Origin of the sequence: Negadavirga shengliensis, assembly GCF_042652345.1 — a bacterium.
Lineage (GTDB): Bacteria > Bacteroidota > Bacteroidia > Cytophagales > Cyclobacteriaceae > Negadavirga > Negadavirga shengliensis.
This window is the reverse complement of sequence record NZ_JBHSJJ010000018.1, coordinates 56,781-82,758: the sequence shown is the minus strand read 5'-3', so window position 1 is coordinate 82,758 and position 25,978 is coordinate 56,781. Positions and strand designations below refer to the sequence as shown.

The following is a 25,978-nucleotide window of genomic DNA, read 5'->3' as shown; positions in this document are numbered from 1 at the left end:
TCAGGCACTTACCGAAAGGCCCAACTCCCTGGATATTTCCTCTAAAAGATTATTTACCTGTTCTGTAAGTATCCATATTTTTTCTTCAATCTCATCTGTCCTGCCGTTTTTTAAATCTATCTCCAATTCTTTGGCAAGTCTGCTTTCAGATATCTTTAATTGTCCCAGGCGACTGGAAAGTTGGTGGGCAATTTCCCTTATTTGACGATAGTCCTCCATACCCAAAGCCCTGTTCATGGAAAGGAGGTCTGAACCGGTCTGTGTATAAAAATCTTCCAAAACCTCCTTAAAGAGCGTTTCATCTCCCATACAGAATTTCTTGATCCCGGAAAGGTCATACTTTTGGTTTTCCCCGGGACAAGCCGGCTCGGTGATCACGATATTTCCAGTATCATTGAGAGGTATGTATTGTAACAACTTGGCCACCAGTTCCTTTTCCTTAAATGGCTTTAAAATCAGACCATCAAACCCTTCTTCTTCCATTTTTTCTCTTTCCTTCGCAAAAACATTGGCCGTCATCGCAAAAATGGGCACCTTCTTATATTGCTCCATCTGTCGCAATTGTTTCAGCACCTGATAGCCATCCACCTCCGGCATCTGAACATCTATCAAAGCCAAATCAAATGCCTCTTTCCTGAAATTACCCTGAAAATCCACCCCACCTGTATATGAACTCACCTTGGCACCAAGGTTTTTAATCAAAAGTTCAGAGAATTTCAATCCTACCGGATCATCATCTACCAACAACACTTTGAGACCATCCATTGTATACCTCCGAGGGTCCAACTCAGGCTGGAGTTCCCCCGCATCCACCAGTTCAGTGGGTAAGCTTACAGACATTTGGGTTCCCTCTCCCAATTCACTTTCTACCAGAATCTCCCCCCTCTGTAAATCTACGAGCTTTTTGACGATAGCCAGCCCCAAACCAGTCCCTCCAAATCTTCTCGAAATGCTTCCATCCCCCTGATTGAATTCACGGAAAAGCGTTTTTTGCATCTCAGCTGTCATACCCATCCCCGTATCCTCTACTTCAATAATGAGTCTATCCTCCTCTTCATATTTAACCAAGACCCTGACTTTACCTTTTTCAGTAAACTTAATCGCATTAGAGATAAGGTTGTTTAAAATCTGATTGATCCTGAGTTCATCCCCCACGAGCCATTTTTGATCCGGTACGGAAATATCCATTTCCAGGACAAGACCCTTTTCCGCGGCCTTATGGTCAAAGAATTGCTGTATGTCTTTAAAAAGCCTAAGCGGATTAAATGGTGCATTTTCAATTTTAATCTTTCCAGCCTCAAGTTTCGAAAAATCAAGGATATCGTTGACTATCCCCAATAGGGTATCCGAAGCAAAATTGACCATCCTTACGTATTCTTCCTGGTCACGGTTAAGAGGTGTTTTTTCCAAAGCCTCATTATATCCCTGTATCACATGCAAAGGATTCCTGATCTCATGGCTCATGCTGGCCAGAAAATCCTGCTTGGCTTTAGCCAACTTATCGGATCTTTGCTTGGCCTCGGTAAGCTGCTTTTGGAACGTTTCGGATTTCTTAATTTCCTTTATGATGCTGAAAATAAACCCTGTAGAGCCGATGACTCCCACAATGATCAACATCCCCAACAAAAGGGACAATTTATAAGTCAATTCATAAGCAGATTCATTCTCGGACTTGGATGCCATAAGCGCTTCGTTCTGCAAAGAAGTCACGATATCCTGTATGCTTATGATCAGTTCCTTGTTTTTATTGGTAAGCTCCTGCTCCAATGCACCCAACCTGGATCGTAAACTGCGCTCTTCGTAATTGATGTCCAGCACCATTTGTCTCACCGCGTAAATGATGGAATCGGAATCAGAAAACTGACTGCATGTCTCATTCCCTACCCTGTTCAGATTCAACCTCAGCTTTGTCAGGAGGCGTTCCATTTCCACCTTTTCAGCGCCTGAGAAAAGGTTTCTGGGTGCTTCTGTGTTAGGCGCTGAGTTAGGCACCGAATCCCTGTTTGCAGGCTCAGGACTTCTGTTATTGTTGTTGGTGGAAGCGGGATTGATCCGGATTTTTCCCAGGCTTTGAAGCCGGCTTAACTCCTCCTTCCTTCTGATTTTCCTTTCTATATTGTTTAATGCCTCTCTGGTGAAATTCCTGCTGAGAAGATTATTCTTTACATCTTCAAGGCCTCTGTACACCACAAGCAGTTCATTGACACTGTATCCGATTTTTTTTATCTGCTGGACTTCTGAGGTATCCGCCGAAAGCGCCTCAAGTTTCGAAAGCCTCTCCTGGATTCGTGAAAAATAATCCACATTCTCTGTGGTATCCCCTTCTAAAAACAAAACCCTGGACTTGTCCAATTGATAGATATCAGCTAGAAGGTAGTTTAGCTCCCGCAGCTTTTCGTTTGGTTCGGACAATGATTCCACAGAGTCCAAAAGCTTTCTGACACTGAAATAGGTGACAGCGCTTACCCCAACTGTTAAACAAACGGCCAGAAAAAACCCAATAATAACCTTAACCCTCGCGTTGAAAGCCATATTTAGTCAAATTATCAAATGCAATGTATTGCAAACTCCATACCAATTCCTTTTTTTTCAAAGCAGGACGCTCAAGTCATAAAGTCACTTCTTTCATTCTTATCTTGCTGAATTCCATGAATTTACTAAAGGAGCGAATGAAATCCAAATATAAGGCAAACAAGGCGCCCATCATTCCCCAAGCAGCGTTTTTTTTGTGATTTTTTCAAAAACACTATAGATAGCGTAATAGGTGACAGGAATAGTCACTGCTAAACCAAAAACGAAAATAAAGGCCCCAATAATATTCAATAAAGCAATAAGTAAACCGAAAACCAGAAATTTCCACCATCTTTTATGGATGAGTTTCCTACTATACTCCAATGAATTCCAAAAATCAAGCCCTCCGAATAAATTCATCAAAATGGCAAACATGTACCCGATGATAAGATAAATGCCCGGTATCACCAACAACAGTATACCAACCACAGTCAACAGCTGCCCCACCACCCACACCAGAATGATAGGAATATAGTAAGCAAACCCTTTAAAATAATCGGGATAAATCACTTCTTCATGTTGGCTGACTTTGTTCGCGACGAGATAAAAGCCTGCAAACATGGGGCCAGCCAAAAACACACTGAACACAAACACGAAATCAGGTGCATATATAACGAACAGAAACTGGATGGAAAGTATCAGCAACGTGTATGCTACGGAGTAAATAGGTACTGCTTTGAAGATTTCCCAGCCTCTTAAAAATCCAGTTTTGATATCAAAGTCATATTCAGCCTCGATCAGCCGGTCTAATTTTTTTCTATACATAGAGAAGAAAGGATAAGAGAAGAATTGTAAAATATCTTATCGGGAATATCAAAAATTTACATGATAAATCATTTGGTGATGGCTTCGAGGATATCGTGTTTGGTAATGATATGAATCTGATGGTGATGATCCCTGACCAAAACCGCTTTTTCCTTGTCCACCATAGAGGAAAGCACATCCAATGTACTGTCCAGGGCCACAAACTTCATGGATTCTTCCATTACTTCCTCTACAGGAGCATCCTTCAATTCCGGATTTTCAATTATCCTGAGTAACAGCTTATTGTCCGTGATGCTACCCACAACCTGTCCATTTTCCATCACCGGGATCTGGGATACACTTTTTGCATTCATCAATGTGATAGCCTCTCGGACCTTGTCCCCTTTTTGTACCACAACCAGTTGCTGTGTTCCGTTTCTTGCGTCTATTATGTCCCTTGCTGTACCAAATGATTTGTCTTCAAGAAATCCATGATTCCTCATCCAATCGTCGTTATAGATTTTTCCCAAATACCTGGTTCCGTGATCCGGCAACAAAATAACCATTACGTCGCCCTCTTTAAGGTTTTCTTTGGCGTATTCCAATGCCCCGTGCACCGCGGACCCGCAGGACCAGCCCACAAAAAGCCCCTCCTCCCTCGAAAGTCTCCTGGTCATGACCGCCGCGTCTTTGTCAGTCACCTTTACAAAGTAGTCTATCATTGAAAAGTCCACATTCTGAGGCAATATGTCCTCCCCGATCCCTTCCGTCAAATAGGGATATATCTCATCCGGATCAAAAATACCGGTCTCCTTGTATTTTTTAAATACAGAGCCATAGGTATCTATACCTACCGATACCACATTTTTATTTTGCTCCTTCAGGTATTTGGCAGAGCCGGATATGGTCCCTCCTGTCCCTACTCCCGCCGCAAAATGCGTCACCTTGCCCTCGGTGTCACGCCATATTTCAGGACCCGTAGTTTCATAATGGGCCTTCCAGTTTGAAAGATTGTCATACTGGTTGGGATAAAAAGAGTTGGGTATTTCCTTGTTGAGCTTTTTGGCTACTGAATAATAGGACCTGGGGTCGTCGGGGGCCACATTGGTTGGGCACACGATCACCTCTGCACCCACAGCCTTAAGGATATCGATTTTTTCTTTGGACTGTTTATCAGCCATGGTGAAAATGCATCTGTACCCTTTGGCTATTGCGGTAAGCGCCAATCCCATCCCCGTATTCCCGCTTGTTCCTTCTATGATGGTCCCACCTGGCTTAAGAACGCCCGCCTTCTCTGCATCCTCCACCATTTTCACCGCCATTCTGTCCTTCATGGAGTTTCCGGGGTTAAAGTATTCGACTTTAACCAATATATCTCCTTTGATTCCCCTATTGAGTCTGTTCAACCTGACAAGAGGTGTGTTTCCTATGGTCTCTATGATGGAATTGTAAATCATTGCCTTTTTATTAATTCACTGCAATTTAAGAATTATCCGGGATTTAAACCCATGCCCCGGCTTCTTCCCCATAACCGGCAAAATTCTGATCCAGATGTGAAATAAAATATTTGAAATTATAAATTATGTATTTTACAATATATTTTTTGATTCATAAAACAACTACAACTTCTGTTGAGGTTGTTTTTTTATTATCTTTGATAGTAAATCTATTCAATAACTAACCGTTAAATTTTTACAGAAATGAAAAGAATTTTGATTAATTTGATGAGTGTGCTCATTTTATTTATGGGTGCAACTTCCTGCTACACTTACACATGGACAGTCGGAAACGGCCCTCAAACAGGGATTGAAGTTAAACGAATGAACCATTATTTGATCTATGGTCTGGCGCCTGTGGGCATTTCTGATGTCAACGAAATGGCCGGTGGTGCTGAAAATTATGAAGTAACTATTCAACATACTTTTGTAGATGGACTGATCAATGCCATAACCCTCGGCATATATTCTCCTACCACGACTGTTGTTACAAAGTAACTCTTCTATAAAGGCAAATGAAAAAAGCAACCATAATATTGGGGTTTTTGGTGTTGGCTGTATCTCTGTACAATATTTCACCTTATCTTACAGACTATGCCGCCCTGGCGGAATATGGCAAAGGCTATGTCTGGGGAAATATTATTCTTCTGATGGTGGCTTGTATTTTATTGTATGTGGGTTATAGAAGAAAAAAGGCGAAGGCCTGATGGGTCTTCAAGGCCCGGGTGGGAAATCCATTCCGGGCTTTATTTAACGCCTGCCAGCAGATACAGCACCGCCATGCGGATGGCCACCCCATTTTCCACCTGCTGTAAAATAATGGAGTGTTCTGAATCCGCCACATCCGAATTCAACTCGACTCCTCTGTTGATGGGGCCTGGATGCATGATGACTATCTGTTTGTCCAACCGCTCCAGCAGTTTCTTATTCACCCCATAATAAAGGGAATATTCCCTTAAGGACGGGAAATACTTGATCTGCTGTCTCTCTAGCTGGATCCGAAGAACATTGGCCACGTCACACCACTGAAGTGCCTTAAAAACATCATATTCCACTTTTACTCCCAATCCACCAATATGCTTGGGCAATAAGGTAACCGGACCACAAACCATCACTTCCGCCCCGAGTTTTTGAAGGCAAAAGATGTTGGAAAGGGCTACTCTTGAATGCAGGATGTCACCAATAATCGCCACTTTTTTCCCGGCAACGTCACCCAATTTTTCCCTGATCGAGTAGGCATCGAGCAAGGCCTGGGTCGGGTGCTCATGTGTGCCATCCCCGGCATTGACAATATTGGCGGTGATGTGCTTTGAAAGAAAATGCGGTGCTCCTGGGCTGCTGTGCCTCATCACCACCATATCCACCTTCATCGCAAGAATGTTATTCACCGTATCGATCAGCGTCTCCCCCTTTTTCACAGAGCTACTGCTGGAAGCAAAATTAATCACGTCAGCAGACAACCTTTTCTCGGCCAGTTCGAAAGAGAGTTTTGTCCTTGTGGAATTTTCAAAAAACACATTGGCAATGGTAATGTCACGGAGCGACGGCACTTTTTTGATCGGCCGGTTGAGCACATCCTTGAAATTGTCCGCCGTCTCAAAAATAAGCTGTATGTCAGAAGCGGTGATATCTTTTATTCCTAATAAATGTTTGGTAGTGAGTTGCTGCATAGGTATTATTTGCTGACTTTTTCCGTGATCCAAATAGCATCTTCATCATGACCTTGAGATTGCCATTCTACACTGACATGCTGGCTTTCCAATGTGTTGACCTGTCTGCCGTAATAATCCGGTTTGATGGGAAAGTCCCTGGTAAACTTCCGGTCTATCAACACCATCAACTCCACTTTTTGGGGTCTGCCGAAAGCGATCATCGCATCCATAGCAGCCCTTACTGACCGACCTTTATACAGTACGTCGTCCACTAGGACCACCTTTTTGTTCTCAATCAAAAAATCAATTTTAGTTTCATTGGCTTTTAAGGGGAGGTCCCTCCTTCTGAAATCATCTCTGTGGAAGGTGGCATCCAAATAGCCATACCGCAATGGAACATCCTGGATCTCCTGCATCCGCTGTATGATCCGGTCCAACACCAAAGACCCCCTGGGCTGTAATCCCAACAACACCGTATTATGGAAATCATCATGGTTTTCGATCAGCTGGTAGCAAAACCGGCTGATGGTAATGGATATTTGGGTATGATCAAGAACCAGTCTTTTTTGCATGGTTAAAATTTGGAGCAAATATAGGAATTATTTGCTTCCGACCCCCGAACCCTCAAATGAAATCATCAACTTTTATCTTAGTAAAAAAATTAACATCCCTGGTCTTTTCCTTTCCGGTATCATCCTGGTACCGGATTTTCTGTTTTCCGCTCAACAGGTAATAATTATCATGCCACCAGGTAAGCTGGAGGCTTTTTTCCTTGGTGTCCCCTATTCTTTCCCGTTCATTAAGGAGCTCCAGCTCAAACGGCTCGTTTTCTATGATCACCTCTCCATTCCTGATCTGGCTTAACATTAACTGAAGCCCATCCAGGTACATGTAAAAAAGATTGGTGCCATCATAACTCATTTCCCCGAACTTCATCGGTTCATTTTTACTGGAATTATCCAGATTAAGGCTGTTGTCCCAAACAATCCTGCCCTCATCATCCAATAGGATAAATTGGGCCGATAGGTATTTATACTGGTTTGTTACCTGGGTATTTCTGAAACGGGGATCCATCCATAAAGGGTTATACAGGCTCCCAAAATTCCCCATCATCGGGTTCATCCTGTAGAAATTACTGGCGTACATACCATCCCTGGGTATATATCTTGAAGAAGATGAAACAAAATGGTCATTATAAACAAGGTAATAACCATCGATGGCGTTCACCTCCCTTGTAACGACCACGTTCCTGATAGGCGTGTTTTTACCTCTTTCCATGTTTCTTTCCAATACTTTCATTCTCCTCTCCCGCATCTTGTCAGGAAGGTAATTGTAAAAATTATCGAAATCCGACACGGAATAGAACTTGTTTTCATATTCACCGAACTCGTTGATTCTCGTAAAATAAAGCCCCTGGTAGGCTTCTTTTTTCCTTAATCCGAAGGGGCCTATCAATGCCTGTTTATAATTATAAGAAGACGTGAGCAGCCCTTCTACAATTTCCATGGAAGGGTCATCCACATCCTCTATCTTTACTTCTCTGAGTTTGTTGCCATTGGTGTCATAAGTCAATATGGAAACAATCTTCTTTTTGTAGAAATCCCTTCTGCTCATCAGTACATCAAAAACATTCAATTCAGGATCCTTTCTCATTTGCAGAATTTTGGCGTCTTTTTCAAACACCCCGGGGACCGTCGCCACCTCCGTGGTAACGATATCCAGGACCTGGATAACGGGCCTGTATTCGTAGTTCCCCATAAAGACCGCCTTTTTGTTGAAAACCAAAAAATCCTGCAAATCCATATTCAATATGGTAGAAAGTGATAGTTCAACCACCTCCTTGGTCTTCAGGTTGATCTCGAATATTGATCTTTCCGGACTGTACTGGCTGCCCTTGTGAAAGAGCACGTACAAAAACTGGTCATCGAGGTCAAAGCCTAAAAGTTCGTAGTTTTCATTTAAAGAAAATTGATGGGGGCTCCCATCGGCGTGGAGTTGGAAATCAGAAACTACATATTGAAACACGTTCCGCCTGGAAAATGGCTTTTCCGATACAAACCGGAAGGCAACCATTCCCTCATTTCTGGGGATCACTATAAATTCGTCATCCGCCCACTGCGTTTCTACCTCCAGCCTTTGGGTAAACTGCACCTGTGCTTCCAAAGAAATCGCCCACACCCAATACACCATTAAAAAAACGGTGACATTCTTAATCATACTCTCGACATTTTTAATATTTTTTCGGCCGCTTTCTTATCCAATGGCATTACGGAAAGCCTCGACTGTTTAACAAGCAGAATATCAGAGAGGGACGGCTCGGCCTTGATCGCTTTCAAAGACACCGGGGTAGGCAAAGGTTCCAAAGGTTTCAATTTGACAGCGACCCAATTTCCATCTTCCTTTGCCGTTGGGTCCGGAAAAGCTTCTTCTGATACTTCAGCCAAACCCACCACTTCTCTTTGCTTTCCACTATGATAAACAAAAACCTGGTCTCCCAAATTCATTTTTTCGAGAAAATTCCTCGCCTGAAAATTCCTGACGCCGTCCCACACGTCTTCTCCTTTTTGCACGAGGTCTTCAAAGGCATAGGTTTCAGGTTCTGTTTTAACCAACCAACTTTTCATGTTCTTTTAATTTGATTTTATGTGGTATAATTCCAGGATGTGATATCGCAGGTTCGTCCATAAGAGAAATCTCCCTGATTCAACAGCTTTTTCATCACAGCACATTACCCTCCTTTCATTTCCCTTTTATTCTTCTTAAGATAAGGGATATGATTTTATTTTAAAACAAATATTATGGACATTTGTCCTATATTCATAAGAACGCAAAAAACCTTGGATAACTTGGACAATAAATATCTCATCAAAATACTCAAACTCACCATACAGTTAATGGAACTGCATGAGGTGAACCCCTTTAAAATTAGAAATTACCAATCTGCTGTTATCAATATAGAAAGGGAAGGCAGGGAATTGGCAGGTCTCGACCTTCAGCAGCTTCAGGAATTCAGCGGAATCGGAAAAAGCATTGCTGAAGTCATTCTGGAAATCCAAAAAAAAGGCACCCATGTTTTGCTGGAGGCTTTGCTTCAGGAAACTCCCGAAGGAATTCTGGAAGTGTTGGAAATCAAAGGACTGGGGCCCAGAAAGATCAGGACACTGTGGAAAGATCTGGGTATCACTTCCACCCATGAACTGCTGGAAGCCTGTCGTTCCGGTCAGGTGGCCAGGCTCAAGGGCTTTGGGGAAAAAACCCAGGAAAGCATCATCCAGGCGCTGGAATTTATTGCCTCCAATAAAGACAAGTGGCTATATGCGGACATTGATACCGAGGTGGATGCCCTTCTCGGAAAACTGCAGGAAACTTTTGGTGAGGATAAGGTGGCCTGTGTGGGTGACTACGCCAGGAAACTGGAAATAATAGATCAGCTTTCCTTTATCATCGCCACAGACCAGCCCAAGAAAAGCATCATGCAATTGAATGACATCAATGGCATGAAACAGGATATAGCAAAATCCAGTCCGTACAGGTGGGGAGGGAAATTAGAGACCTTCGGTCTGGACACCGTATTTTTATTGGTCCCTGTCAAAGATTTTGTCAAACAGAAATTAATCAAGACGGCGAGCAGACCTCATCTGCTCTCCCTGGTCAATGAAAACCAGATGCTTGCAGAGGTTTTTATCAATGGCGACTATACTACGGAAGAGGAAGCATACCAGCAGGCGGGTTTGCCTTTTATCCCTGAGGAATTAAGGGAAGGCCAATTGGAACCGGGCCTGGCAACAAATAATATTATTCCGGATCTACTGGAATTTAAGGACCTGAAAGGACCGCTTCACAATCACTCCACATACAGCGACGGGAGGCACAGCCTCAAAGAAATGGCTGCCTACTGCCAGTCCCAGGGCTACGAATACCTGGGAATTGCGGACCATAGCCGGTCCGCCTTTTATGCCAACGGGCTGGATGAGGACAGGATAGTCCAGCAACACAGAGAAATCGACCAACTCAACAAAGAAATGGCCCCTTTTCGGATATTTAAGGGCATTGAAAGTGACATCTTGATCGATGGCAATCTTGATTATTCGGACGATATTCTTGCCAGGTTTGAATACATTGTGGCATCGGTCCATTCCAGTCTCGGCATGGACCGCAAAAAAGCCACTGCCCGCTTGCTCAAAGCCATCCAAAATCCTTATACCACCATACTCGGACATCCCACGGGCAGGTTATTGCTGAGAAGAGAGGGTTATCCCATCGACCACAAGGTCATCATTGATGCCTGTGCCTCATATGGGGTAGTGATAGAAATCAATGCCAATCCCTGGCGGCTGGACCTTGACTGGCGATGGGTACATTATGCCATGGAAAAGGGTGTAATGCTTTCCATCAACCCCGACGCCCATGAAAAAGAGGCGTTTATGGACATGAAATACGGGGTCCTGGTCGGACGAAAAGGCGGACTGACCAAAAAAATGACCCTCAATGCCCTGGACCTGGATACACTGGCGGGCTATCTTGAAGAAAGAAAAAAGAAACCGTGATGAAGTGGACCCATATCAATGAAGAAAGCCTGCTGCAGCGATCATTTACACTTGGACTCATTGGCATTCTCTGCAGTCTCTTTCCCATCATTTATTTCAACATTGGCCCCGGCACCTTTGCTTATAGTAATTTGCTCAATGGACTGGGTATAGCCGCCCAACTTCTGGCCATGAGTATGGCGGTGTTGGTGCTGCGAAGAAGAAAAATCAAAGAAGAGACCAAAGAAAAAGCCAAAAAAATGGTGCTGGTCCTCGCTGTAGCCCTGTTGTTTTTCTTTTTGGTATAAAAGACCAGCCCATGCGCAAAATAAAAATCCTGGTTTTACTTGTTTATTCCGTTCTTTTGGACGCCTGTCAAACAACCGCTCCCTTCGAATGGCAGGAAGGAGACATCCTGTTCCAGAACGGTGATTGCGGGGACTTCTGCGAAGCCATCCGAAAAGTAACCGAAGGATATGAAGGCAGGGATTTTTCCCATAATGGCATCCTGACAAAGGAACGCGGCGAATGGTGGGTGTTGGAGGCCGTCAGCGCGGGCGTAAAACTCACACCCCTGGATACATTTCTTTACCGGCATGTAAACGAAAAGGGCCGGCCAAAAGTTCATGTGGGCCGGCTGGTCCCCGTTTACCAAAAACTCATTCCCCAAGCCCTGGAACACGGAAAAACCCTGTTGGGAAAACCATATGATCACGCTTTTGACCTTGATAATGATGCCTACTACTGTTCCGAATTGATTCACCTTTCTTTTAAAAAAGCAAACGGCGGCCAACCTGTTTTTCAGCTGCAGCCTATGACATTTATTGATCCTGAAACAAGAGAAACTTTTCCGGTCTGGGCCACTTATTTTGAAGAAATGGAGGTACCCATTCCCGAAGGCGAGCCTGGCCTCAACCCGGGCGGGATGACCCTGGATCCGGCCATAACCATGGTCCACGCTTTTTCAGAAAATTAAGTTACGCAGGTTTTACTTTTGAAAATTCTGAAACAATGCCTTATCTTGACTTGTCAAATAACAATTAACCTCATCCCACTATGAACCGAAGAACAACGTTGAAAAAATTGCTGGCCGCCGGCGGTCTGGGCCTCATGGCAGGCGAAATTCATGCCCTGAGTACTTTTAGCGAAGCAGCAAGACCGCAACCTTCCCCCCAGCCGCTTTATTTATTCACCAAAGTACTGCAGTGGATGCCTCTGGATGATCTGGGCCAGGCTGTGAAGGATATGGGATTCAGTGGCATCGATTTACCGGTTAGAAAAAACGGCTTTTTTGACGTGGATGAGATCAAAACCAACATGCCAAAAATCACCCGCCAAAGTGAAAACCTCGGTCTCCAAACACCCGTGCTTACCACTGAAATCACGTTGGCCCATTTTCAGGAGATGGAGGAATTTTTGAAAACCTTGTCTGGGGAAGGAATAAAAAACTACAGGATGGGATGGATGCCCTTCCCGTCCAACAATATCAGGGAAGAGCTCAGGTCCCTTAATGACCGGATGAAAAAGGCCGCAGAACTGCATGCCAAATACGGCGTGACGGGGCATTATCAAAACCATGCCGGCAACAGGATAGGGGGTTCAGTTTGGGAAATCCATCATTTGTTGGAGGGGATAAACCCGGATCATATAGGCATACAATTTGACCTGCGTCATGCCACGGTAGAGGGATACCGGTCTTATGAAAACGTCTTTTATCTGGTCAGTGACAAAATCAGGAGTTTCGATCTGAAGGATTTCGTATGGGGCAATCCCTCCGGAAAAGGGGATGAACCCGTCAACGTCCCTTTCGGTGAAGGCAACGTAAATTTCAAACTGTTATTAAAACACCCGGGGTTTAAATCCACTGAAATCCCTAAAATCCTTCACATAGAACATGACATGGGAGGAGCAGAACACGGGCATAAAAACCCGAAAATGCCAGGTGATCAGATATTGTCTGCCATTCAAAAAGATGTGGAAACCTATTCCAAAACCATGGGATAAGTCCGGACGGTCAGCGTGACTCCCCAAAAACACTCCGGGTTTATTCCAGCGCCTTTTGGATGATCCGCAGGGCCTGTTCCGAATGGGGCATGCTCAAGGCAGCTTTATGGCCTTTGTCCGACATTTTCTTCCAGGTCTTTTGGACAATATCCACCAGTTTTCCCTCCTCCTCCCGGTGTTTCTCAATAAAGCCGTCAAAATAATATTTAAGAAAAACCAGGCAAACCACATCTTCCAAAGTCTGAGCTTCCGGATCCGTCTTGAGCCTTCTTTTATTCAACAGGTCATCCACTTTTTGGATTTCGCCTTCCCCGTAGCCATTTTGACGCATGATGCTTCCCGCCAGTTCGCCATGAAACTTTTTCAGTTTGGTCCTCCACAGCAGATACCCTTTTCTATCCATTGGAAACTCTTCCCTGGGAATAACCCATCGCTTTATATGCTGGCATCTGGCCGCCAGCCGAAGAATTTCTGATGCTGAAGGACAAAACTCCATTAACATTTCCGACATTCTGACCCCATAAATCCATTCCTTGGGCACTTCTTTGCCGTTTACCAGCTCTTTATGTGGATCTTCTTTGTTGATTTTGTCAAAATCCTCTATGGTAGATTTAAACCGGTTCATTTTTTCCCCTGTCATATCAAAAATACACGTTTATGAAACATATCATCCTCAATGCCATTAACCTTGCTGCCGGCGGTATCAAAGATCAGTGACTAAAAATAGCAAAAATTCCCGACTCACACGCAGATCGACGCTGAAGCGAGCCAATCTCTTACTGAGACATTTCTTTCCCTTACCACATTTCCAATAACCAGAATAGCCGGAGAAGTCATAGGACTCATTTCCTGTCTGCAAACAATATCCCCGACCTCTCCTACCAAAACTTTCTCCGAACCCTTTGTCCCATCCTGAATAATGGCTATCGGCTCATTTTCTCCCCTAATGCCCCTAAACAGATCAGCTATCTCTTTCAACTTTTTCAGCCCCATCAACACCACCACGGTGGCCCGCGATTGGGCTGCGTGGTAGAGATCTTCGGGTATTCCACCATCCTTTAACGTACCTGTCACTACCCAGAAACTTTCATTGATTCCTCGTTTCGTCAGCGGGATTCCGGCTGAAGCAGGCACAGCGGTGGCACTGCTGACTCCTGGGATGACCTCCACCTCCAGCCCGTAAGAGGACGCATGCTCCAGTTCTTCATGCCCCCTCCCAAATACGTAAGGATCCCCCCCTTTCAGTCTGACAATGTGTTCAAAACACTTTGCGTAATCCAGGATCATCCGTTGGATTTCTTCCTGCTGTCGGCTGTGCATGCCCGCTCTCTTGCCGACGTATATCTTTAGACATGAGTCTGGAGCATAAGTCAGTAAATCTTTGTTGGCGAGTGCATCATACAAAATCACTTCGGCTTTTTCGAGTACTTTTATCGCCTTTAAGGTAATCAGATCAGGGTCACCAGGCCCTGCACCCACAATATATAATCTGGCACTCATCTTATTTGTTTTTACGTAACGCTTGTGTCTTATTGAAACAAATTTAAGTAATTTTTTACGTAATATTACGTATTTTTGATTTTTATTTTTATCTTAGCGGTATCAATAACCCGGAGTATCCACTTACAGCTTTTGACATCAAAAAAACAATCATTGTCATGGAAAGAATCATCGTAGTAGGAAACGGCATGGTCGGTTACAAATTTTGCGAAAAGCTCGTCGCAGCTGCCGGCAAAGGAAATCTGGATATTACGGTATTTGGGGAAGAACCCTGGCCAGCTTACGACAGGGTACACTTGAGTGAATATTTTTCGGGTGCGACCGTGGACAACCTCATGATGGCCCCCAGAACATGGTATGAGGAAAACCACATCCTTCTCAAAACCAATGAACTGATTACTTCCATTGATAGACCCAATAAAGTGGTAAGGAGCCACCACGGAGTGACCTACCCTTACGATAGACTGGTATTGGCGACGGGATCAGGGGCGTTTGTTCCAAAAATAGACGGCGTTGATAAAAAAGGGGTATTTGTCTACCGTACCATAGAGGACTTGGATGCTATTCTGGATTACGGAAAAAAGGCAAACTCAGCGGCAGTGCTGGGAGGGGGCTTGTTGGGGTTAGAGGCCGCCAAAGCAATCATAGACATGGGACTGGAGGCGCACGTGGTGGAATTTGCTCCCCGTCTGATGCCCCGTCAGCTGGATGCTCAGGGCTCTGGGCTGCTGCAGGCAAAATTAGAACAGTTAGGGATTCATATACATTTGGAAAAAAACACCAGGAAGATCCATGGCAACGGAAAGCTTTCCGGTTTGGAATTCGCGGATGGCAGCGAACTGCCTGTGGACATGTTGGTGATCTCAGCGGGAATCGTCCCCCGGGATGAATTGGCGAAAAAATCGGGGCTGGCCGTAGCCAACCGCGGAGGCATTAAGGTAAATGAATTCTTGCAGACAAGTGATCCGGACATATTTGCCATCGGTGAAGCGGCTTCTTATGAAGACATGGTCTACGGATTGGTTGCTCCCGGATATGAAATGGCTACCCAGGTAGTGAATCAATTGACAGGTACACCCCCCAAACCCTTTACGGGGTTTGACATGTCCACCAAACTCAAGCTGATTGGTGTGGAGGTAGGCAGTTTTGGTGACCCTTTTGGGGAATCCGAGCCTTTCAAACCCATTGTTCTGGAAGACAAAAACAAAGGTATTTATAAAAGAATCAACATCTCCGAGGACGGGAAAAGGTTATTGGGAGGCATTCTGGTAGGAGACGCCAGCGACTATAACCTACTCTGGCAGATGGTTCAAAATAAAATGCCCTTGCCTCCGGAACCGGAAGACCTGATTTTGGGAAAAAGGAATGGAGAGCAAGGACAGGCTGCTGCGGGCATCGCGTCCCTTCCCGCGGAAGCGCAGGTGTGTTCCTGTGAAAACATCACCAAGGCGGATATTTCCAATGCCATTCTGGATGGGGCGCATAAAATCGGTGAAATAAAAAAATGTACCAAGGCCGGAACAGGCTGCGGAGGCTGCCTGCCCATGGTCAATGATCTGCTCAAACTTGAACTGCAGAACATGGGCAAAAACGTCAAAAATGTGCTCTGTGAACATTTTGATTATTCTAGGCAGGAGCTCCTGGATCTGGTGAAAATAAAAAACATCAAAACCTATAACGACCTGCTGGATCAATATGGCAAAGGCGATGGCTGCGAAACCTGCAAACCGGCGGTGGCATCCATTCTGGCCAGTGTTTGGAACGAACTGATCACCAAGCAGGACACCATCCAGGACACCAATGACCGTTATCTGGCCAACATTCAAAAAGGAGGGTCCTATTCCGTGGTCCCCAGAATCCCCGGGGGGGAAATCACCCCCGAAAAACTGATTGTGCTGGGACAGGTCGCCCAAAAATACGGTCTTTACACCAAAATCACAGGGGGCCAACGGATAGACATGTTCGGTGCCCGGGTGGACCAGTTGCCGGATATCTGGGAAGAATTGATCAATGCCGGTTTCGAAAGCGGCCATGCGTATGGAAAGGCCCTCAGAACAGTGAAAAGCTGTGTGGGATCTACCTGGTGCCGCTTTGGTGTGCAGGATTCTGTCTCCTTCGCCATACGTGTAGAAGAGAGGTACAGGGGTATAAGGGCTCCTCATAAAATCAAAGGCGGCGTTTCCGGATGTATCCGGGAATGCGCGGAAGCCCAAAGCAAGGATTTTGGGATCATCGCTACCGAAAAAGGCTGGAATCTGTATGTATGCGGAAACGGCGGGTCCAAGCCCCAGCATGCCCAACTCCTTATCAATGATGTGGACAGCGAAACCTGTATCAAGTACCTGGACCGCTTCCTGATATATTATATCAAAACTGCCGAGCCGCTCACCCGGACTGCCACCTGGCTCAATAAGCTCGAAGGGGGGCTGAACCACCTCAGAGATGTGGTGGTCAACGATTCTCTCGGATTGGGAGAGGAATTTGAAAGGGAAATGGAATTCATGGTGGCCACCTATTCCTGTGAATGGAAAGAGGTAGTTAATGATCCAGCCCTGCGGGCAAAATTCACGCATTTTGTCAATGTTGCGGAGCCTGATCCCAGCATCGAATTCCAGGAAATGCGTGGTCAAAAAATCCCCGTGGACTGGTATAAATAGATGCTTTAATAGAAATTCGATAGATAGCTTTTGTCTGCATTCCCTCTCAAACCAAATAAAAGCGGGCAGACATTACCATAGAAATATCCATCCATATTAAGTAATGACAATGATAGCCGAATTAGAAAAATACCGGACCGCTGACCCTGCCAACATCAAATATTGGGAAAAAGTAGCCCATGTCGACGCCTTCCCAGAAGACGGCGGGGCATGCATCAAACACAAGGATCTACAAATCGCGGTATTTAGGTTTTCCCGAAGAAACGAATGGTATGCCTGCCAGAATCTTTGCCCTCACAAAATGCAAATGATCCTGTCCAGGGGCATCATCGGATCAGAGGGAGAGGAACCCAAAGTGGCCTGCCCGTTTCACAAACAAACGTTTTCATTGAAGACCGGCAAAAATCTCAACGGTGACCTCTGTGACATTGCCACTTACCCGGTCAAAGTCGAAGGGGATTATGTTTATTTAGGTTTTGAAGAATAGGCAGCCGGTTTTTGTTTTTGCCATATCTTCAGTAAAATTACTTAAATTGGCACTTATAAAATAAAGGCAGAAACCCCTGATTTATGAAAGAAGCCAGCGGATCTCCCAGGCTGGACAGGCTGGGAAGGTATTATCTGGTAGCACTTTGTGCCATCGCATCCAGCATCATTTTAAGCCAGCTATTGGTTCAAAAATTCATCAGTGACCAGGAAAATGATTCCATGGTCATTAATATTGCCGGAAGACAAAGGATGCTGAGTCAGCGCATCAGCAAAAGCGCGCTTTTGATCGGGAGCACAACCTCCCCTGATGAAAAGGAAAGGCGGATCAGTGAACTCAAAACGGCCTTGGGAGAATGGCAGGAGGCCCACGCGGACCTCACCCGGGGCAACCGGGTAAAGGGAATTGAAAGTCCCGGCAGCCGGAGGTTAAAGGAACTGTATGAAGTCATCGAGGTCCCTTATCAAAGTATAGTTTCCCATGGCCTTGACCTGCTCTCTGCCGTAGCCCTAATCCAGGGTGAAACCCTTCCAAACCTCCAACCACATATAAACGGCATCATAGAAAATGAAAATGCATTTGTAGCGGGGATGGATGAGGTGGTCCTCCAATATGAAAATGAGGCAAGAGCAAAGGTAAAGAGTTTAAGAAACATAGAGTTGTTATTGCTGTGCCTGGCATTGGGTATCATCGGACTGGAAATCAGGTACATTTTCCTCCCCTCAGTTAAAAAAATAAGGGCGACCTTCCGCCAGCTTTCCGATTCGGAGGCAAAATCCAAAGAAATGCTCAGGGAGATCAGTTCTCTCTATGATTCCCTGGAGCTCGCGTACCAGGACTTGCTGGACGTGGATGTGGACGTGGGTGAATTTGCCGTGATAGCCAAAACCTCACCGGATGGCGAAATCCTTTTTCTGTCTGATAAATTCCGGCAAACCATGGAGTTTGATCAGCATGTCCCCCGCCATTTTTTCCATTGGCTGGAGGATCACGGCTACAAACAGGAAGATCTCCAGAAGATCCTCGCCATCGTGTCAGCCGGAAACACATGGACCGGAGAAGTACGGACGACCAATGAATGGGGAGATTTTGTATGGTGGAAAATGGACCTGATCCCCGGATTGGACGAAAACGGTCAGGTCGCTGAGATTTTAATATTAGGCATTGACGTTACGGAAAAGAAAGAAGCGGAATCCAAGTCCAGGGAAATCAATAAGGAAAAAATAGAGAAAAAAGTAAAAGAACAGCAATATCGGTCTGTGCTGATTCTGGAAGGTCAGGAAGAGGAAAGAAAAAGAATCTCCAGGGACCTCCATGACGGTATTGGGCAGCTGCTTACTGCCATGAAATTCAATCTTGAAGGGGTCCACAAGGTCCAGTCCGCCTATGAAAAAGAAAAGCTTAAAACCTCCAAAGACCTGCTGTTGCGCGTAATAAGAGAAGTCAGAAGGGTTTCATTCAACCTGGCTCCCAGCGCCCTTTCGGATTATGGGATTGTATCGGTGCTGATGAAATTTTGCCGTGAAATGACAAAAATTTCAGATGTTGAAGTCAGGTTTGAAAACCAGACCGGTTTTATTTCCAGGCTGGAGGCAAAGGTGGAAAACAACCTGTACAGGATCGTACAGGAGGCCGTAAACAATGCGATCAAATATTCTCAGGCGTCTGAGATCAAAGTTATCATGAAACATACTTCCAAATACCTCCATCTGGAAATCAGTGACAATGGTAAGGGTTTTGACCTAGAAAAGCTGGAAAAAAACGATCATTTTTCCAGTTCCGGTCACGGTATTTTTAATATTCGGGAAAGGGCAAATTTTATCAATGCAACCTCTGAAATCCGGACCCAAACTGGGGAAGGCACCTCAATCAGCATAGATGTACCTTTGGATTAAGTCACGAATTTGTAGTAATTTGGGAGTTGGAAACATCCCGGATGGCTTGTTTCAGACAGACAAATTTTAAGCATCATCAATGGACCCAACAAAAATTGTTTTGGCAGACGACCATACCGTGGTAAGGAGCGGCATCCGGACCCTGCTTGAAAATGAAAATGATCTCGAAATCGTCGGCGAAGCCGCCAATGGCGAAGAAGCCATACAGGTGGTACGGGAACTCAAGCCCGATCTGCTGATCATAGATATCAGAATGCCCATCATGAACGGGCTGGATGCCACAAAGGTGCTGTCTGAAGATGCTGAAAACAGAACAAAGGCCCTGATCCTTTCGATGCATGATGATGAGGATTATATCCTTCAGGCGGTGGAAAGCGGCGCATCCGGCTACCTGCTAAAGGACACCAGCAAAGAGGAATTCATCAAAGCCATCCACACGGTCCGGGAAGGCGGCAAGTATTTCAGCGGGGATATCAGCAAAGTGCTGGTCAATCAATACCTGAATCTAAAAAAAGACAGTGCCCCGAAAAACCATTCGGGACATCACGGTTTTGACATCACCAAAAGGGAAAAGCAAATCCTGGCCATGATCGCCGATGGGATGGGCAACAAAGAAATCGCTGACAACCTGGGAAAAAGTATCAGAACAATAGAAACCCACAGGTTCAACATCATGAAAAAATTAAAAGTGAACAATGTGGTTGAATTGCTCAAAAAAGTGGAAGATGAACCCGGCCTGAAAGCATTCATCAGCAACTGACTTAAAAGCGTCGCTTACCGGTTCCGTTACCCATGGCTGCATCCCGCCGCCTGGTTGCCTTCCGAATAACTGCCCCAGTTTCCTTAGGGCAGCAGTTCAGTCCGTTTTCGGCTGATAGCACAACAACATGATTCCGCTCTCATACGCCATGGATTTGACCAGTTTCATTTGTTGCCAGCCTCTCATTTCATCAAATATCCGCCAACCTTTTCCAAGTGCCACAGGATTTATAAAAAGATGGTATTCGTCTATCAGGTTTTCCTTGATCAGGGAGGAAACAAAGGAGCAGCCGCCATACACGATGATGTCCTTGCCATCCTGATGTTTCAGCTTTTTGATTTCGTCCGCCAGATCGCCTTTTGCCAGGTCGGTGTTTTTCCATTCCGATTTTTCAAGCGTTTTGGTAAAAACAACCCTTTTCTTCTCCGAAAACCGTCTGGCCACTTCGTACATCGGGTCATCCGGTTTGGTAAGTGTATCGAACCAATACGGGATATAATCAACTGCCAGCTTTCTGCCGATGATTTCCGTGTCCGTACTGTCCATTAATGCCAGTACATGATCCTTGATCTCGTCCCAGGCCCAGGTGACCCATTTTTGCTCGTCATCCGGACCTGCCGCAGCGTATCCGTCAATGGAAATTTGCATTTGTAACTTTAGTTTCCGCATGTTAATTGTTTATTTTTCGTTTCCTTCCTCAGTTTTATATCAGACTACTGCCTTTGTTTTCCAGCCATGAAGTACAGAGCCTCTTTTGCCTGCTTGAGCCTTGCCGTATTATAACACTATTTTTGCAATTCATCACAAGCTCTGGCTTCTGGGACGTTCAAGAGAGACTTTGTCCTATCATATATACCATTTTTGCCCGTTAAAAGAAAACTTATAAACGGCTGAGGGATACCCTTGCCCTTTTTAACTCCCCGTTCTTCATGCCAAAAAGCGGCCTTACTGTTTTCCACCGTCTGATCAGGAACTCATAGATCAAATAAGAAATACCGAAGGTGCCCAATATCATAAGGCTTGCTTTAGGCCAGAACCCCCAGTTCCAATCCCTCACCCAATAGGCGATCACCATCATCACGCTCTGGTGCAGAATATAGAAAGGGTAAACGGCCTCGTTGGCGTTCCGCAACAATTTGCTTTCACGGTTCAAATATTGCGCTGCGTACCCAAAGCACACCGTAATCCATAACCAAATATTGACTACCTTGAAGGCATTGCGGATAAAATGCATGGTCACCGTATGCTCAATGAACCAGTTCATCAGAATATATACCGTGAAAGAAAGCATGCCGGCCATCAGCAGCTTTCTCCTGTTCATCCGTACTTTGTCCCAAAAGGACTGCCCTACACCGGCCAAACTGAAGCCCGCTATGAAAAAGAAGAAATAATTGACCATTGTAAACCAATCGTTTGTGAAGTTGTGGGTGACCGGAAAGAATTCCTGCAGAATGGTATAGGTGAAATAAAAGGGCAAGAGTACCCAAAGCAGTTGGGGTCTAACACCCGAAATCCAAGTTTCCAGTTTGCGGAGATAGGCGTTGTCGGGTTTGTTTTTGAGGTAAACGAATAAAGGGGTGAGCAGCAAAGAGTACAACAGCAAATAGGGCAAAAACCATAGGTGATGCCAGCTTAAGTTTCCCTCAGGATAGGTGCCTATAAACGCCAGAGAAGGCCAGAATTCAAAGTAGCTGCCGGTAAACTGTCCTTTTGCCAACCGCTCCACATAGACTTGTGGGGGAATAATGAAGATCATCCCGAAGACAAGCGGCAGCAGCAACCGTTTGATGCGTTCCCCGGAAAACTGCCAGGCGTTACGCTTGCCCAGGGCATACCAGGTACCCATGCCTGAGATCACAAAAAGGATGGGCAACCGCCATTGGTTAAGGAACAGCATAGGCCAAGTGACCCAGCCATAGATGAAGTTGTTTTTAAGATGGAAGTCCCATGGCACGAAAAACATGCCCACATGATAAATGATCAACAGGCCAAAAACGATAACCCGCAACCAATCCAAATCATATCTTCTCATTTTTCCAAAGATTAGTGATGCATCAAAACTGAGATAAATTTTCAGTCTGCGAAAGGTTCATGGGCCAGGTTGCATGTTTTTGGGATGAATGACAAACCTTGTTTTATAGCCCTTCCACCTGTCTTTTAAAGTTTGGGATCATTGACCTGGAAACCGGGACCACTTCCTCAAAACCATGAAGGCTAAGTTGATAGCCCTGCGCATTGCCTTTCGAATTACACACCTTTCTAAGATTTACCAAGTACGCCCGGTGGGTCTTCAAAATAAAAGGGAAATCACGAAGTTGCTCTTCCAGTTTTTTCAGACTCATTCGCTTGATGATCTTTTGGATATTTGCCCCTTGCTGTACATACAGTTCCATATAGTTCCCATCAGCGCGGGCCAATATCAGTTGTTCTGGAATCAAATCAAAATCATCAATATTCAACTGCGTTTTAATGAATACTTTGGAGGGAGGAGACCCCGCGGGAAAAGGTGGCTGTAAAAAATTCAGGTTCCTTACTTCCTTTACATGCTGCCTCAGCAAACGGATATAGTTCAGGGGAACAAATATGGCCAAAATCAAAAAACCGATCAAAAAAGTGTTGCGGATTTCTTCAAAGAAATAGCCCCAAGACCAATTGAAGGGATTATGATAGATGACATCCCGAATGAGAAAACTGCCTATCCCTATCAGCAGCAGCAATATACTGATATGCAAAAACTCCTTGCCCACAGTCCATTGATCATAGGCACTGGTAAGTTTTTCCAAAAAATAAAAATAAATAAAAGCTATCAAGGTGGGTTGCAGGGCATGGATCAGACAAATCCATACATAATTTATCCGGTGCTCGGGAGGGTATACCACAAAGGGCTCAAAAAAGTACAAAAACAGGAAACCAAATAAAAACAAAGCCACAAGCAAAAGTAAGGCCCTATCTTTCAGGTAGTATAATGGGTAGGGTTGATGGAGCAACCTGCTAAGTTGCTGAAATACGGTTTTCATTGTGGTCCATTATATAAAGCATCCGTTCTTTATGGAAAAAACATTATCCGGTATCTTCTGCTTAAAAATACCTAAAATTGGATATAAAAGGAATATTTCAACCACAAAACCAAAAATCCCCAAAAAGCCTGGCTTGGGGATTCTTTTTTCTAAAACTCTACCCTGTAAGCCAGTATTGGGATCATAGGGGTAAGGTAGGCGGTTTTGACGGTGCCCTCCATGGGTTCGAAATAGCTTCCGAACACATTTTTCCGGTTGCTGATATTCTGAATGTCCAGTGAAAGGGTCTGGGTGGACCGGGGTCTGTTCCGCTTTAAACTGACCCGGATATCGGTCCGGAAATAGGCGGGATTCTGTTCCTCAAAGCCCCTGGCCTCTTCCCATACGGTTTCGCCTTTGGCGATGGATTCCTCAAGGTTAATCGGGGTGTTCCTCAGACCTCCGCCATATATAGACCTCAGGTTGAACCCAAAAACCCTGTTCTTTTTCCAATGGTATTCCTTGCCTGCGGTAAACACCAGGTTCGCACGTCCGTTGAAGCGGGTGTTTCTCCACCTGTTCTCCTCGGTTTTATACAAGGAGTTATAAAGGGAGGCAGACAGCAGAAAGTAGAGGTTGCGATGCGTGAACTGCTCAAGGGTAAATTCGGCACCGTAGTTTTTGCCCAATCCCCTGTTGACCAAAGGATCGGTCATAAATGTCCACTCCTGATTAATGATGGAGTAAGTCTGATCTTCACCCGGTTTGATGGGGATCCGGAACAGATGCTGGTAATAGGTTTCGATTTTCATCCTCAGGTAGGAATTCAGGGACCGGTCATATCCCAGAACAACATGATGGGATCTGCTCAGGTCGAGTTCCTTGTTGGGCAACAGGATTTCCCCGTTTGCTTCCTGCTTCGCAAAATAGGTTCCCAAAGGCTGCACCTGGCTGTGTAGACCGTATCCCATGCTGATCCTTTGTTTTTCATCCAGTTCATAGGAGACACCGAGTCTAGGTTCCAGGGAGTTGGAATTGTTCAGCAACAGCTGCAGGTAATGCAGCCCCATGTTCAAGGTCAACCGCTCTGAGGCCCGGACGTTTAGCTGCGAAAAAGCCTGGACACTTTGGGTGCTGCCCTTAGAATCTATATGGGTTTGCATGCGGCCTCTATCCTCATCAAAGGCTTTTTCATGGATATTGTAATACAGTTGATTGAGGAAAACACCGCTTCTCAGGTTGTACTTGGGAGAGATTTTGGTGTTCAGGACCGCATTGAACGTAATTTTCGACTGACCAAAATCCTCGTAAAACCGTTCTTCATTTTGGTATTCATTGTTGAGCCGCCCGTATTTTTCACCAAGGCCACTCCCTGATGCCAAAAGGGTGGTCTGAAGAAAATTGGATTTGTTGAGGATATAGGCATGCTTGATTCCCACGGCGCCTGTATTGGAAAAAAAGCTTGAACTATACCGGTCAAAATCCCCCGACCAGTTCAGCGAATCCTTTTGGGCATGCCGATTTTGGTCACTCAGTCCCCCAAACCCGAACACGGATAAAGTGCTCTTTTCCCCTATCGGCAAGAAAAAGTTAAAAGAGAGATCCTGAAAGTTGGTAACAAAATCCCCCAAAGGAACCCCCAATTTGGACAAAAAGGAAAGGGTGGAATAGCGGTAATTGATCAAATAGGAACCTTTGTAATTGGGTGAAAACGGGCCTTCCGCTGCGATATCCGTTCCCAGCAATCCTGCCTGAACGGTAAATTCCCTTTTTTCATTGTTCCCCTTCCTAAGGCTCAGGTCAAATACCCCGGAAAGCGCGTTGCCGTATTCCGCGGGGAATGCAGCGGTGATAAAATCGGAATTGGACAACAGCTGGGCACTCAGGATAGAAATTCCCCCGCCCGAAGTACCGGGGCTTGCAAAGTGGTTGGGATTGGGGATATCTATGCCTTCCATTCTCCAGAGCAATCCGTTGGGGCTGTTACCACGGATGGAAATATTGTTGTTGCCATCATCGGTACTCACCACACCGGAGAAGGAGGCTGCCATTCTTCCCGGATCGTTGACAGCTGCTGCAAATTTCCGTGTTTCCTCCACGGAAAATGTCCTGCCGCTCACAGAAATCATGTCATTGACTGTGCGGTCTTTGTCGGAACCGAGTACCAGGACCTCTTGCATCTGACTGAAATCCTCCTCAAGGGAAACTGACAATATGGTTTCTTTTCCCGAGTTTACCTGAACCTGGGTAAGGATCACATCCCGGTAACCCACAAAACTGACCCTGATGGCGTAAGTGCCGATGGGAACACCGGGGATTCTAAAATCACCATTCCCATCTGAAACACCCCCCAGAAGAGGTTCTGTGTCCAAAAACACAATTGACGCCCCCGGCAGGGGAAATTTACTGATATGGTCTACAACTTTTCCTCGGACCGTCTGGATCAAAGTTTGGGCTGAAGTCTGGCAGACACCCAAAAAGAAAATCAAGGCCAATAATTTAATTTGTGGTTTCATATGATTATAATTTTTTCTCAATAGGCCACATGCTTGCGTGCCGTAATGCACTTCAGCATGCAGGCATGGAATCTCGCATGATAGATAATCATCCCTCCGTGTGACGATTCCGTCATGCTCGGTTTCATCTGTTTATAATTTGTTTTTCAATGGTCATAACTTGTCCCTCACCGC

23 protein-coding genes are annotated in these 25,978 nt (G+C 45.1%); 10 read left to right on the top strand and 13 right to left on the bottom strand.

Annotated features, from left to right (window positions below):
- From ACFPFU_RS22475 to ACFPFU_RS22465, 3 genes are all read right to left on the bottom strand, one after another.
- The gene (locus ACFPFU_RS22475; protein ID WP_377068384.1) at positions 1-2,532 is read right to left on the bottom strand and encodes an ATP-binding protein; all 2,532 of its coding nucleotides are present in this window, start codon (positions 2,530-2,532) and stop codon (positions 1-3) included.
- A gap of 171 nt (positions 2,533-2,703) precedes the next feature.
- The gene (locus tag ACFPFU_RS22470) at positions 2,704-3,336 is read right to left on the bottom strand and encodes a DUF2189 domain-containing protein (RefSeq protein WP_377068382.1); all 633 of its coding nucleotides are present in this window, start codon (positions 3,334-3,336) and stop codon (positions 2,704-2,706) included.
- Between the two features lie 68 nt (positions 3,337-3,404).
- The gene (locus tag ACFPFU_RS22465) at positions 3,405-4,772 is read right to left on the bottom strand and encodes a cystathionine beta-synthase (RefSeq protein ID WP_377068380.1); all 1,368 of its coding nucleotides are present in this window, start codon (positions 4,770-4,772) and stop codon (positions 3,405-3,407) included.
- 243 nt (positions 4,773-5,015) lie between these two features.
- On the opposite strand from ACFPFU_RS22465, the gene ACFPFU_RS22460 reads away from it, so the two are divergent.
- Together ACFPFU_RS22460 and ACFPFU_RS22455 are read left to right on the top strand one after the other, a co-directional pair.
- Positions 5,016-5,309, top strand: coding sequence for a Bor family protein (locus tag ACFPFU_RS22460; protein ID WP_377068378.1), 294 nt, complete (start codon positions 5,016-5,018; stop codon positions 5,307-5,309).
- Between the two features lie 17 nt (positions 5,310-5,326).
- Positions 5,327-5,518, top strand: coding sequence for a hypothetical protein (locus ACFPFU_RS22455; protein ID WP_377068376.1), 192 nt, complete (start codon positions 5,327-5,329; stop codon positions 5,516-5,518).
- A 39-nt stretch (positions 5,519-5,557) separates the two neighbouring features.
- Here ACFPFU_RS22455 and ACFPFU_RS22450 read toward each other — a convergent pair whose 3' ends face one another.
- Genes ACFPFU_RS22450 through ACFPFU_RS22435 form a run of 4 tightly spaced genes read right to left on the bottom strand, consistent with a single transcriptional unit; the run spans position 5,558 to position 9,087 of the window.
- A complete protein-coding gene (locus ACFPFU_RS22450; RefSeq protein ID WP_377068374.1) occupies positions 5,558-6,481 on the bottom strand; it encodes an aspartate carbamoyltransferase catalytic subunit in 924 nt (307 codons plus the stop codon).
- Between the two features lie 5 nt (positions 6,482-6,486).
- A complete protein-coding gene (pyrR, locus tag ACFPFU_RS22445) occupies positions 6,487-7,035 on the bottom strand; it encodes a bifunctional pyr operon transcriptional regulator/uracil phosphoribosyltransferase PyrR (protein WP_377068372.1) in 549 nt (182 codons plus the stop codon).
- Positions 7,036-7,087: 52 nt separating this feature from the next.
- Positions 7,088-8,680: a transcriptional regulator gene (locus ACFPFU_RS22440; protein ID WP_377068370.1), complete on the bottom strand. Its 1,593-nt coding sequence runs from the start codon at positions 8,678-8,680 to the stop codon at positions 7,088-7,090.
- Positions 8,677-9,087 carry an EVE domain-containing protein gene (locus ACFPFU_RS22435; RefSeq protein WP_377068368.1) on the bottom strand — a complete coding sequence of 137 codons (411 nt, stop codon included), beginning with the start codon at positions 9,085-9,087 and terminating at the stop codon, positions 8,677-8,679. Before ACFPFU_RS22435 ends, ACFPFU_RS22440 begins: the two co-directional genes overlap by 4 nt.
- A 222-nt stretch (positions 9,088-9,309) precedes the next feature.
- On the opposite strand from ACFPFU_RS22435, the gene polX reads away from it, so the two are divergent.
- The 4 genes from polX to ACFPFU_RS22415 all read left to right on the top strand — a co-directional run bounded on the left by polX (position 9,310) and on the right by ACFPFU_RS22415 (position 12,993).
- Complete coding sequence (gene polX, locus ACFPFU_RS22430) at positions 9,310-11,010, top strand: DNA polymerase/3'-5' exonuclease PolX (RefSeq protein WP_377068366.1); 1,701 nt, start codon at positions 9,310-9,312, stop codon at positions 11,008-11,010.
- Positions 11,010-11,297, top strand: a complete 288-nt coding sequence (locus ACFPFU_RS22425; RefSeq protein ID WP_377068364.1) for a hypothetical protein — start codon at positions 11,010-11,012, stop codon at positions 11,295-11,297. The genes polX and ACFPFU_RS22425 overlap by 1 nt, the downstream gene beginning before the upstream one ends.
- A gap of 11 nt (positions 11,298-11,308) precedes the next feature.
- The gene (locus ACFPFU_RS22420; RefSeq protein WP_377068362.1) at positions 11,309-11,965 is read left to right on the top strand and encodes a YiiX/YebB-like N1pC/P60 family cysteine hydrolase; all 657 of its coding nucleotides are present in this window, start codon (positions 11,309-11,311) and stop codon (positions 11,963-11,965) included.
- Positions 11,966-12,045: 80 nt separating this feature from the next.
- Positions 12,046-12,993 (top strand): sugar phosphate isomerase/epimerase family protein, encoded by a 948-nt coding sequence (locus tag ACFPFU_RS22415; RefSeq protein ID WP_377068360.1) that lies wholly within the window; start codon positions 12,046-12,048, stop codon positions 12,991-12,993.
- A 40-nt stretch (positions 12,994-13,033) separates the two neighbouring features.
- Here the strand turns inward: ACFPFU_RS22415 and ACFPFU_RS22410 are convergent, their stop codons facing one another.
- Together ACFPFU_RS22410 and cobA are read right to left on the bottom strand one after the other, a co-directional pair.
- Positions 13,034-13,618, bottom strand: a complete 585-nt coding sequence (locus tag ACFPFU_RS22410) for a DUF4202 domain-containing protein (RefSeq protein WP_377068358.1) — start codon at positions 13,616-13,618, stop codon at positions 13,034-13,036.
- A 116-nt stretch (positions 13,619-13,734) separates the two neighbouring features.
- Positions 13,735-14,493: a uroporphyrinogen-III C-methyltransferase gene (gene cobA / locus ACFPFU_RS22405; RefSeq protein WP_377068356.1), complete on the bottom strand. Its 759-nt coding sequence runs from the start codon at positions 14,491-14,493 to the stop codon at positions 13,735-13,737.
- A 158-nt stretch (positions 14,494-14,651) separates the two neighbouring features.
- Between cobA and nirB the strand changes: the two genes are divergently transcribed.
- The 4 genes from nirB to ACFPFU_RS22385 all read left to right on the top strand — a co-directional run bounded on the left by nirB (position 14,652) and on the right by ACFPFU_RS22385 (position 20,292).
- Positions 14,652-17,150, top strand: coding sequence for a nitrite reductase large subunit NirB (gene nirB / locus ACFPFU_RS22400; RefSeq protein WP_377068354.1), 2,499 nt, complete (start codon positions 14,652-14,654; stop codon positions 17,148-17,150).
- A gap of 109 nt (positions 17,151-17,259) precedes the next feature.
- Entirely contained in the window at positions 17,260-17,637 is a 378-nt protein-coding gene (gene nirD, locus ACFPFU_RS22395) for a nitrite reductase small subunit NirD (protein ID WP_377068352.1), read from the top strand.
- Between the two features lie 83 nt (positions 17,638-17,720).
- Complete coding sequence (locus ACFPFU_RS22390; RefSeq protein ID WP_377068350.1) at positions 17,721-19,532, top strand: sensor histidine kinase; 1,812 nt, start codon at positions 17,721-17,723, stop codon at positions 19,530-19,532.
- A 79-nt stretch (positions 19,533-19,611) separates the two neighbouring features.
- Positions 19,612-20,292 (top strand): response regulator transcription factor, encoded by a 681-nt coding sequence (locus tag ACFPFU_RS22385; protein WP_377068348.1) that lies wholly within the window; start codon positions 19,612-19,614, stop codon positions 20,290-20,292.
- A gap of 96 nt (positions 20,293-20,388) precedes the next feature.
- Here the strand turns inward: ACFPFU_RS22385 and ACFPFU_RS22380 are convergent, their stop codons facing one another.
- From ACFPFU_RS22380 to ACFPFU_RS22365, 4 genes are all read right to left on the bottom strand, one after another.
- Positions 20,389-20,961, bottom strand: coding sequence for a dihydrofolate reductase family protein (locus tag ACFPFU_RS22380; RefSeq protein WP_377068346.1), 573 nt, complete (start codon positions 20,959-20,961; stop codon positions 20,389-20,391).
- Between the two features lie 211 nt (positions 20,962-21,172).
- A complete protein-coding gene (locus tag ACFPFU_RS22375; protein WP_377068344.1) occupies positions 21,173-22,324 on the bottom strand; it encodes an acyltransferase family protein in 1,152 nt (383 codons plus the stop codon).
- Positions 22,325-22,427: 103 nt separating this feature from the next.
- Positions 22,428-23,309: a LytR/AlgR family response regulator transcription factor gene (locus tag ACFPFU_RS22370; RefSeq protein ID WP_377068342.1), complete on the bottom strand. Its 882-nt coding sequence runs from the start codon at positions 23,307-23,309 to the stop codon at positions 22,428-22,430.
- Between the two features lie 149 nt (positions 23,310-23,458).
- The gene (locus ACFPFU_RS22365) at positions 23,459-25,804 is read right to left on the bottom strand and encodes a TonB-dependent receptor (RefSeq protein WP_377068340.1); all 2,346 of its coding nucleotides are present in this window, start codon (positions 25,802-25,804) and stop codon (positions 23,459-23,461) included.
- Between the last annotated feature and the right edge of the window lie 174 nt (positions 25,805-25,978).

Excerpts from the sequence above, each read along its gene's own strand:
- ACFPFU_RS22475 (WP_377068384.1), bottom strand. The coding sequence starts at position 2,532 with ATGGCTTTCAACGCGAGGGTTAAGGTTATTATTGGGTTTTTTCTGGCC.
- ACFPFU_RS22470 (WP_377068382.1), bottom strand. The coding sequence starts at position 3,336 with ATGTATAGAAAAAAATTAGACCGGCTGATCGAGGCTGAATATGACTTT.
- ACFPFU_RS22465 (WP_377068380.1), bottom strand. The coding sequence starts at position 4,772 with ATGATTTACAATTCCATCATAGAGACCATAGGAAACACACCTCTTGTC.
- ACFPFU_RS22460 (WP_377068378.1), top strand. The coding sequence starts at position 5,016 with ATGAAAAGAATTTTGATTAATTTGATGAGTGTGCTCATTTTATTTATG.
- ACFPFU_RS22455 (WP_377068376.1), top strand. The coding sequence starts at position 5,327 with ATGAAAAAAGCAACCATAATATTGGGGTTTTTGGTGTTGGCTGTATCT.
- ACFPFU_RS22450 (WP_377068374.1), bottom strand. The coding sequence starts at position 6,481 with ATGCAGCAACTCACTACCAAACATTTATTAGGAATAAAAGATATCACC.
- pyrR (WP_377068372.1), bottom strand. The coding sequence starts at position 7,035 with ATGCAAAAAAGACTGGTTCTTGATCATACCCAAATATCCATTACCATC.
- ACFPFU_RS22440 (WP_377068370.1), bottom strand. The coding sequence starts at position 8,680 with ATGATTAAGAATGTCACCGTTTTTTTAATGGTGTATTGGGTGTGGGCG.
- ACFPFU_RS22435 (WP_377068368.1), bottom strand. The coding sequence starts at position 9,087 with ATGAAAAGTTGGTTGGTTAAAACAGAACCTGAAACCTATGCCTTTGAA.
- ACFPFU_RS22425 (WP_377068364.1), top strand. The coding sequence starts at position 11,010 with ATGAAGTGGACCCATATCAATGAAGAAAGCCTGCTGCAGCGATCATTT.
- ACFPFU_RS22420 (WP_377068362.1), top strand. The coding sequence starts at position 11,309 with ATGCGCAAAATAAAAATCCTGGTTTTACTTGTTTATTCCGTTCTTTTG.
- ACFPFU_RS22415 (WP_377068360.1), top strand. The coding sequence starts at position 12,046 with ATGAACCGAAGAACAACGTTGAAAAAATTGCTGGCCGCCGGCGGTCTG.
- ACFPFU_RS22410 (WP_377068358.1), bottom strand. The coding sequence starts at position 13,618 with ATGAACCGGTTTAAATCTACCATAGAGGATTTTGACAAAATCAACAAA.
- cobA (WP_377068356.1), bottom strand. The coding sequence starts at position 14,493 with ATGAGTGCCAGATTATATATTGTGGGTGCAGGGCCTGGTGACCCTGAT.
- nirB (WP_377068354.1), top strand. The coding sequence starts at position 14,652 with ATGGAAAGAATCATCGTAGTAGGAAACGGCATGGTCGGTTACAAATTT.
- nirD (WP_377068352.1), top strand. The coding sequence starts at position 17,260 with ATGATAGCCGAATTAGAAAAATACCGGACCGCTGACCCTGCCAACATC.
- ACFPFU_RS22390 (WP_377068350.1), top strand. The coding sequence starts at position 17,721 with ATGAAAGAAGCCAGCGGATCTCCCAGGCTGGACAGGCTGGGAAGGTAT.
- ACFPFU_RS22385 (WP_377068348.1), top strand. The coding sequence starts at position 19,612 with ATGGACCCAACAAAAATTGTTTTGGCAGACGACCATACCGTGGTAAGG.
- ACFPFU_RS22380 (WP_377068346.1), bottom strand. The coding sequence starts at position 20,961 with ATGCGGAAACTAAAGTTACAAATGCAAATTTCCATTGACGGATACGCT.
- ACFPFU_RS22375 (WP_377068344.1), bottom strand. The coding sequence starts at position 22,324 with ATGAGAAGATATGATTTGGATTGGTTGCGGGTTATCGTTTTTGGCCTG.
- ACFPFU_RS22370 (WP_377068342.1), bottom strand. The coding sequence starts at position 23,309 with ATGAAAACCGTATTTCAGCAACTTAGCAGGTTGCTCCATCAACCCTAC.
- ACFPFU_RS22365 (WP_377068340.1), bottom strand. The coding sequence starts at position 25,804 with ATGAAACCACAAATTAAATTATTGGCCTTGATTTTCTTTTTGGGTGTC.